The organism is Mycobacterium sp. (assembly GCF_036488105.1).
Taxonomy (GTDB): Bacteria; Actinomycetota; Actinomycetes; order Mycobacteriales; family Mycobacteriaceae; genus Mycobacterium.
Genome location: NZ_DASXHW010000453.1, coordinates 1 through 8,782 on the forward strand (window position 1 = coordinate 1; position 8,782 = coordinate 8,782).

Here is an 8,782-nt window from a genome sequence, read left to right on the forward strand (position 1 = left end):
ACGATGAGGTCACCGCCAAGGCTGGCGGCCGCTTCGAGCGCGTCGTAGGCATCCCGTTCGGCGGCGTCGAGCTCGCCCTCCGCGATGTAGAGACGCGATCGCGTCGTCAGGGACGCCGCAAGGCCCCAGCCGGTGTTCGATGACACGACAACATCGGTCCATCGGCGGGCAGCGGCGAGATCGCCGCATGCCAGCGGGGCAAGCGGCGCCCAGTGGTACATCGACGCCGTCATGGGATCCATCGCGGTGCGCTCGCGCGCGGCTTCATATGCTTCCCACGCCGCGGACGCGTCGCCCGTAGCCAGGTGAACGGTGCCCAAAGCTGCGTAGGCAATTCCTGTGATGGACTCCGTGGACTCGGATGCGCGCTCAAGGTTCTCAATCGCCCTTGCCCGCGCGTTCACAACATCTCCCAGGTAAGCCAGCACGTATATGCGCGTGGTCGATGCGGCAACCGCGATCATCAGATCGTGGGCCGCGATGCACTCGTCGATCACCTCGCCGAGGGTGGCGGCGCACCCGATCAAGTCACCGCGGAGGACCTGCGCCCACCCCCGCACATAACGCAACTGACGAGACAGGAAACCGTCGCCGATGTCCTCCGTGATCCGAAGTCCTTCCTCGGCAGCTGCCTGAGCCGCGGCGGGCTCGTCCAACACGCGCCCGGTCATCCAGTCGAGGGCGATAATCTGCGCCAACGACCGGAAATCGCCGAGCTCCCGCGCAAGTTCCGTTGCCTCTGCGAAGAGCGATCCGGCCACCTGACGGTCGTACGGGTTGGCGAGGGCGCCGCAGGAGGTCAGTGCTCGGACCACGAGCGCAGGTTCGCCGACCTCCCGCGCAGTTGCCAGGGCTTGCTCGGCCTCGTCGCGGCCCTCGGTAGAGCCGGTGAAAGATAGGAGCAGCGCTTTGTCAGCGAAAGCCCGTGCGCGCGTAGCGGGTGCGTCGGCGCTTTGCGGGCCATCGCAGGCAAGCGCGGTGCTCAGCCAGTTCAGACCTTCCAGGATGCGTCCACGCGTCAGCCACAGTGGTTGAAGCGCCGACGCCATCGCCATCGCCATCTCGACATCGGCGTTCTCCAAACTCCATGTGAACGCAGCTCGCAGGTTATCGATTTCGGTTTCCGCCCGTTCGATGCGCCGTTCGTGGGCGGCATCGGCCGGCTTATCGAGGAGCGCGGCTAACGCGGTGTAGTGGTCGCGGTGACGAGTCCGTATCGCGTCGCCTTCGCGGGACTCGTGCAGTTTCTCCTGTGCGTACTGACGAACGGTTTCCAGCAGCCGATAACGAGTGCCGTGTGGGATGTCCTCGGCGACCACGAGCGACTTGTCGACCAGCAGCGTGAGCTGATCGAGCACTTGGTAGCGCTCCGCGTCCGCATCGCCTGCGACAGCGTGCGCGGCATCGACATCGAACCCGCCGAAAAACACTGCCAGCCTTCGGAACAACACTTGTTCGACTTCGCTCAACAACGCGTGCGACCAGTCCACCGATGCGCGCAACGTCTGCTGACGGCGCACAGCGGTACGCGCTCCACCCGTCAAAAGGCGGAACTGGTCGTGCAGACTGTCGGCGATCTCTGCCGGCGAAAGCGCGCGGACCCGGGCTGCGGCGAGCTCGATCGCCAGCGGCAGGCCGTCGAGTCTGCGGCAGATCTCGGTCACAGCTTCGGTGTTGTCCGTGGTGATACGGAATTCCGGCCTGGTCCTACGCGCGCGGTCGCTGAACAACTCGATCGCTTCGTCGGTCAGTGACAGCGACGGGACCCGCCAGCTCACCTCGCCCGCCACGCCGATCGGTTCGCGGCTGGTCGCCAGCAGGGTCAACGCCGGGCAGGCGCCCAACAGGGCGATGACCAGTTCCGCGCTGGAGTCGAGTAGGTGTTCGCAGTTGTCCAGCAGGATCAGCATGCGGCGATCGCGGATGAACCGCAGCAGGACGTCCATCGTCTGCTGGCCGGGCTGGTCGGGCAGGTTTAGCGCGCGCGCCGCCGTAACAGGCACCACGTCGGGGTCTGTTATCGGCGCCAGGTCGACGTACCACACCCCGTCGGCCAATTCGGTGGCCATCTCGGCGGCGACCTGTATTGCCAAGCGCGTCTTGCCAGCGCCGCCCGCGCCGGTCAGCGTGACGAGGCGGTTGTCGGCGAGTGCATCGCGGATGCCACTTATTTCGGCCTTGCGTCCGATAAAGCTCGACAGTTGCACCGGAAGATTCTTGGCTGCAACAACATTCGCTGTGCGCAGCGGCGGGAAGTCGTTGTGCAGATCGGGGTGGCAGAGTTGCACGACCCGTTCGGGGCGGGGCAGATCACGCAGCGGGTGGGTGCCCAGGTCGTTGAGCGTGACGCCAGCGGGAAGCTGATCGACGACAAGCGGCTCCGTCGCACCCGACAGCACGGTCTGGCCACCATGCGCGAGGTCGCGCAGTCGCGCGGTGCGGTTGATCGTCGGGCCGATGTAATTGCCTTCGTCGCGCAGCTGAATGTCGCCGGTGTGCACGCCGATGCGCAGCTTGATCGGTGCAAGCGGTGCACGCTGCAGATCCAATGCGCATGCGACCGCATCGGCAGCCCGCGGGAACGCAATGACGAAGCTGTCACCTTCGCCCTGTTCAACAGGGCGTACCCCGCCATGAGCAGCGACCGCCTCGGTGAGTGTCTGATCGAGGCGCTCGACCGCAGGCTTCATCGCGGCGGGCTGGGTCTCCCACAGGCGCGTCGAACCTTCGACGTCGGCCAGCAGCAACGTGACCGTTCCGGTCGGCAACTCGCTCATGTCGGGGCCAATGTCTGGGTTCGTCCAGCTAGTTTCGCTCATGTTAGCCAGCATGCGGTGACGTCGACCGGCGAAGCATCAGCGAAATCGCCAATTGTTACGGCGTTGGCATGCGTATATACGCGTCCGGGCATCGCGAACTTAGGCGCATTGGCCGATGGAGACTCGTCGCTACCACCGGATAGTCCGTTGCATGACAAATGCGATGACGAATTTCGACTACATCGTGGTCGGCGCCGGTTCTGCGGGCTGCGCGGTAGCTGGACGATTGGCCAGCGAGTCCCCGGCAAGTGTGCTGTTGATCGAAGCCGGTGGCACCGATCGGCGTCTGTCGATTCGGGCGCCGCTGTTCGCGTCCATGCAGTACGGGACCTGGTTGGACTGGGCGTATGAGACCGAACCGGAGTCGGGCTGCGCCGATCGGCGGATCGCACAGCCGCGCGGGCGCGTGCTCGGCGGCTGCAGTGCGATGAACAGCATGTTCTGGATCAAGGGCAGCAGTCTGGACTACGACGGCTGGGCACTGCCCGGTTGGGGCTGGAACGATGTCGCTCCGGTGTTCGCGCGGATCGAGAACGGTCCGATGCACGTCACCCGTTCGCCGTACCCCGACGACTTGTCTCATCGCTTCGTCGCCTCCGCGCGGGCGGCAGGCGTCGCTGCCAAAGATGACGTCAGCGGACCTGAACTCGACGGTGCGGCGATCACCCCGGTCAACATCCACAAGGGCCAGCGCTGGAGCGCCGCGCGCGGCTACCTCCGACACCAAAAGAATCTGATGGTCGTCACCAAGGCGTTGGTCGACCGCCTGATTATTCGCAATGGCCGCGCCGTCGGTGTCGAATACCACCGTCGTGGACGCGCGCACCAGGCCTTCGCCAACCAAGAGATCGTCCTGAGCGCAGGCGCTTTCGGCACGCCACAGCTCCTGCAGCTGTCCGGTATCGGTCCGGAGGATCACCTCCGCCGGGTCGGTGTTACCCCATTGGTCGACAGCCCCCGTGTCGGTCGAGGCTTGACTGACCACCCGTTGACATGGGCGGTGTGGTCACTCGCACCCGGCTACGTCGGCCTCGCGGACGTCGCGAATCCAAAGTGGTTGCTGCAGTGGCTGTTACGTCGCACGGGCAAGATCGCGAGCAACGGCGGCGAGGCATTGGCTCATATCCGGTCGACGGTCGACGTCCCGGCATGCGACGTTCAGCTGATCTTCACCCCGGCCGACGCCAGGGCAGAACCTCGGGGTGGACGCTTGACCCCCGCTCTGTCGGTCGGCCACTCGTATTGGACACCCAAGAGCCGCGGAAGCGTGTTGATTCGTTCATCGGATCCCGCTGTACCACCGGCGATCCGGATGAATCAGTTCACCGAGCGCCAGGATATCGAGGCACTCGTGCGTGCGATTCAGCGCACCCGGGGGATCATCGCGACCGAGCCGATCGCATCAACAGTCGAGCGCGAGCTCGCGCCCGGACAGGGTGAGGATGTTGAGACCCACATCAGGAACACCGCGAAAACCACCGCCCATCCGGCGTGCAGCGTCGCGATGGGCATTGACGCTGATAGCCCGCTCGATGAGAAGCTGCGGGTTCGCGGTGTCGACAACCTTCGAGTTGCCGACGCGTCGGCGCTGCCCGAGATTCCACGCGCCAACACCAACGCCCCTTCGATCATGATCGGTGAACGCTGCGCGGATTTTCTGCTCGCGCGGGTTCCCGCTTCAGGTCGTGCATCCTGACATCGCTATCGAACATCGCGGCGGCGCTGGGTGGACGCCCGGTACGGGTGCCGGCCGCTACAGCCAGCTTCAGGTCGGCGGTGGTGGCCCGACTGCCGTTCCTTCCCGCCGAAGCCGGCATTGTTCACGTGGCGCGAACGTCAGTCCTGATGGATACCGACAAAGCCAAGTCGCTGCTCGGCTGGACGCCCAAATACACTGCTGCGCAATCCCTGGAGGTGTTGGCCGGGGCCGTCTAAGCGTGCGCAGGCGTCTCGTCGACGAGGTCGGCCAAGGCGAGTGCGACCCGCAACTCGAGCGTGCGTTTGTCCACTGACCGCCCCAACAGTTCCTCGGCCTGCCGGAGCCGATAGGCGACGGTGTTCTCGTGGATGCTGAGTCGTTTGGCGGCTCGGCCGCGACTGCCGTTCTCGTCGAGATAGGTCCGAACTGTTGCCGCGAGCCGGCGTGTCGTGTCGTCCTTCGAGGCCAATGCGCCGAGCTCGCGTGCGACGAAGTCGCGGGCCTGGTCGATGTTCGCGGTGGCAAGTGCGCGCAGAGAGATGTCACCGTAGCGGGTGATGCTGCCTTCCGGGCTGCCTGCTAGCCGTGCGATGCGCTGCGCTTCGAGTGCCTCGACATGGCTGGCACGGAAGCCCGCGATGTCGCGCCCCGGTTCGCCGATCGCGACGCGGATGCCCGGTGCCGTCGCCGTCTTGAACCGCAGCTCGTCCAGAACTCTGGAAGGCACCGGGCTGCTGGTGCTGATCCAGGCAGCCACCGAGAGTGTGCCGAGAGACTGCATGAGAGGTCGCTGGGTGCCGATCGCCGCGGCGATGTCGCGGATCGCGGCTTCGAGAAGGGCAAGGGTGTTGCGGCCCTCTTCGTGAGCGTCCAGCCAAGCGATCGCGCCGACGTGCACCCGGCGCAGGTCGTGGCGCAGCCGTCGGCCAGCGACATCGATGTCGATAGGTTGCCCGGACAGGATGGTGCTGATTGCCTCGGCCTGGGTGGCGGCCGCACTACGTATCCACCGTTCACGCTCGGTGACGTATACGTCCTCGACCAGACACAGCGCCGCATCGACATAGGCGAACAGCCACGCCGAACACAGCTCGCTCGCTGTGTTCAATTCGTCAGCGTCGGCCGCATGACTAGCGAGGATCGTGTGGAGGTGCTGCGAGGTCGCAGCATGCGCAAGGCGGTAACTGCGCAGTAAGACGGTCAGCGGTATGCCGCGTTGAGCACCGTCCTGTGCATAGGCGAGGGTCGCGGCGCCAAGACTGGCTGCGTCGACGGGATCGGCGCCTGACTGCAGCACATCGGCGAAGTCGCGAATACTCGCTTCCGTGCTCGCCCGGTCCGTCTCCAGCGCCTCCGCGTTGTCGAGGAGAACAGGCAGTCGCTCGCGGGTGTAGGCCGTCACCGCTTCGGAAATCTCGACAGCGCGCTTGGCGAGTTCAAGGGCCGCGGGTCGAAGGACCGTCGACCACAGACGGCGCTCCTGCGTGCCCTGAGCGCCCACCCAGGCCGGCTCCATACATTTCACGCTATCGCCGCACGTCGAGAAGGTGTCCATATTCGACAATGGCGGCAGCCATTGTTGGCGCAAGCAGACGAGCGGTCGGCAGCCGCCGGGAACGACCATCAGTGCATGCGACAACTTACAAGCCTCGACGCCCAGTTCCTGGCCATGGAAAACGGCCGCACCCAAGGTCACGTGAGCGTTTTGGGGGTGTTTGACGCCGAAACCGCATCAGGGCGCCCACTGGATGCGGCGCTCGTTCGGGAGCTCGTGACGGCGCGCATGCATTTGTTGCCGACGTTCCGCTGGCGCCTCGCCCTAGTCCCGTTCGGCCTCGACCATCCGTACTGGGTCGACGACGGCACGTTCGATGTCGAGTACCACGTTCAGGACGCCGCGCTGCCCGCCCCCGGCACTCAGCGACAGCTAGCCGAGCTGGTCGCTCACCTGATCGGACGGCAACTGGATCGCGCCCGCCCACTGTGGGAGCTCTACGTCATCCAGGGTTTGGAAGACGGCTCCGTGGCGGTGCTGACAAAGATGCATCACGCGGCCGTCGACGGAGTATCCGGCGCCGAGGTGCTGAGCGTGCTCCTCGACGACGTTGCGACCGGCCGCGCGCTCGACTCCGCGCCCGCGGTCACAGCTGAGCGTTTCCCGTCCGAAGTGGAGATGCTGGGCCGCGGCCTGGTTGGGATGTGGCACCAGCCGCTGCGCGCATTGAAGGCAGCACCGACCACACTGCCCCACCTAGACGACGTGGCGACGCTCCGCCATGTGCCCGGGGTGAAGGCGATCGCGCGGAGCAGCCGACTTATCAAGCGAGCCTTGCTAATTCGCAACGGTGGGCCCGCCCTGCAGGGCAACGACCTCGTCGCCCCCCAGACCCGATTCCAGACCCGCGTCTCGGCGCACCGTCGGGTCGCGTTCGGTTCGATGTCGCTCGACGACGTGAAGATGGTCAAGAACACCTTCGCGTGCACGGTCAACGACGTGGTCCTGGCCATCTGCACGGCGGGGCTGCGCTCATGGCTGGACGAGCGCGGCGAACTTCCCGCCGAATCGCTGCTGGGCTTCATTCCGGTATCGGTCCGAACGCCCGAGCAGATGGGGACATTCGGGAACCGGGTCTCGGTAATGATCGCCGAGCTACCGACCGAGACGGCCGACCCTGTGCAGCGTCTACGCCGAATCAACGAGTCGATGAAATCGGCGAAGGATCGCCACCGCGCCCTTCCGGCATCCCTGATGCAGGATGCCAACCACTTCATCCCGCCGGCTCTGCTGGCTCAGGCGGCCCGGGCGACATCTCGGCTCGCCGGCATCCGCGGTATCAAACAGCCTGTCAACGTCGCGATCTCGAACGTTCCGGGTTCCCCGGCCCCGTTGTACCTCGGCGGTGCACGCCAGCGTGCGCAGTTCCCGATCTCCGGGGTGCTCGATGGGATCGGCCTAAACATCACCGTGTTCAGCTACCAAGACTCCCTGGAGTTCGGGATTGTCGTCGATCGCGAACAGCTCGATGACCCGTGGCCACTACTCGACGCCTTGCGGGTTGGGCTGGAGGAGCTTCGTGAGCTCGCGAAGGCTCACGCCTCACACCCACCCGTTACCTCGATCCGGACGAGGGCCTCGAGCCGCCGGAAGAAGACGTCATGACCGGACCGGTTGCCACCCTGCTGCGGAACCAGCCTGACCCGTCCATCCAAAAAGTCGAACAACAACCCACACAGTAAGGAAACCGACAATGAGCCGCTTCGACATCACGAAGACCAACATCGCCGTCGAGCGATTGATCGAGACGACAGAGAACAAGCGTCACCTCTACCTTCTGCACGCCTACAACAGGCACCGTTACCTGGAGATGGCCGGCCGCTGGGAGGAGATCTTTGCCCCCGACATGACAGTCGAGAAGCCGGTTTATCACTTCAACATGCTCGGCAAGATGACCACGCTTGACGGAGCAGAGGCCGTTCAGGCGGTCTACAACGAGTGGACCCGCACGGATCAGTGCATCTTCTACACCGACGATGAAAAGCTCGCCGTCAGCGACCACATGATCGTCTCGACATCGACGATGTACCAGCAGACTCTCGGGAGCGTTCTCGCCGCCGAGGGTGCCCCGGTCGATCCTGACGCCATGTACTTGGTGCGATCCGCCGAGCACATGATCTGGCCCTACGACGACAAAGGCCGTCTGATCGGCGAGGACGTCTGGGAGTACGACGAGACGGTCCGCGAGGTCATTGCGCTCGACCCGGCCGACGTGCTGACCGCCGAACAGTCGGGCAAGTTGCTCGCTCCGCTCATCAAGCCACTCCCGGCACATAACCCGTTCACCGCCTGACCACACAGTCTCGAGGATCCGGCGGCGACGGCCGGGCTGCCGTGCAACCAGGTCAGCCGCGGTCAATAGCGCCAGGATGCTTCGGAACGCATCCGGATGTGATCGCGTCGACGAACTAGTGAACGCTGGAGTTGTGACTGGGCGCGGACGGTCGTGGCCAGCTTAGGATCTATCCGCTACGCAGCTACCCGTCCAACCCGCATCCAATCGCTCGATGACAAGGTGCGGCCGCTGAACGAGGACCTCACCGTGCAGACAACGTCAGAACCTGTGTTACCGCTTCGCACCGCCGGCGGCGCTGAAGCTGTTCGCCTGGCAGTTGTGGTCGGTGCGCTCGGCGTCGTGTTCGGCGACATCGGAACCAGTCCGATCTACACCCTCGCGACCGTCTTCAACCCCAGCGACCCGCACCCGGT

The 8,782-nt window shown here is 65.1% G+C and carries 7 protein-coding genes; 5 read left to right on the forward strand and 2 right to left on the reverse strand.

Annotation, left to right across the window (positions count from 1 at the left end; all coding sequences use genetic code 11):
- Window positions 1-2,819, reverse strand: a 2,819-nt coding sequence (locus tag VGH54_RS23850; protein WP_331514587.1) for an ATP-binding protein, incomplete at its 3' end; no start/stop codon positions are given.
- Window positions 2,820-2,970: 151 nt separating this feature from the next.
- Between VGH54_RS23850 and VGH54_RS23855 the strand changes: the two genes are divergently transcribed.
- Together VGH54_RS23855 and VGH54_RS23860 are read left to right on the forward strand one after the other, a co-directional pair.
- Window positions 2,971-4,515, forward strand: a complete 1,545-nt coding sequence (locus tag VGH54_RS23855; RefSeq protein WP_331514589.1) for a GMC family oxidoreductase — start codon at window positions 2,971-2,973, stop codon at window positions 4,513-4,515.
- A 47-nt stretch (window positions 4,516-4,562) separates the two neighbouring features.
- Window positions 4,563-4,754: a hypothetical protein gene (locus VGH54_RS23860; protein WP_331514590.1), complete on the forward strand. Its 192-nt coding sequence runs from the start codon at window positions 4,563-4,565 to the stop codon at window positions 4,752-4,754.
- Here the strand turns inward: VGH54_RS23860 and VGH54_RS23865 are convergent.
- Window positions 4,751-6,034 (reverse strand): PucR family transcriptional regulator, encoded by a 1,284-nt coding sequence (locus tag VGH54_RS23865; protein WP_331514591.1) that lies wholly within the window; start codon window positions 6,032-6,034, stop codon window positions 4,751-4,753. The two genes, VGH54_RS23860 and VGH54_RS23865, sit on opposite strands and share 4 nt — an antisense overlap.
- Before the next feature lie 114 nt (window positions 6,035-6,148).
- On the opposite strand from VGH54_RS23865, the gene VGH54_RS23870 reads away from it, so the two are divergent.
- The 3 genes from VGH54_RS23870 to VGH54_RS23880 form a co-directional block, all read left to right on the forward strand.
- Window positions 6,149-7,678 carry a wax ester/triacylglycerol synthase family O-acyltransferase gene (locus VGH54_RS23870; protein WP_331514592.1) on the forward strand — a complete coding sequence of 510 codons (1,530 nt, stop codon included), beginning with the start codon at window positions 6,149-6,151 and terminating at the stop codon, window positions 7,676-7,678.
- A gap of 88 nt (window positions 7,679-7,766) precedes the next feature.
- Complete coding sequence (locus tag VGH54_RS23875) at window positions 7,767-8,366, forward strand: hypothetical protein (RefSeq protein ID WP_331514593.1); 600 nt, start codon at window positions 7,767-7,769, stop codon at window positions 8,364-8,366.
- A 270-nt stretch (window positions 8,367-8,636) separates the two neighbouring features.
- Window positions 8,637-8,782, forward strand: a 146-nt coding sequence (locus tag VGH54_RS23880; protein ID WP_331514594.1) for a KUP/HAK/KT family potassium transporter, incomplete at its 3' end; no start/stop codon positions are given.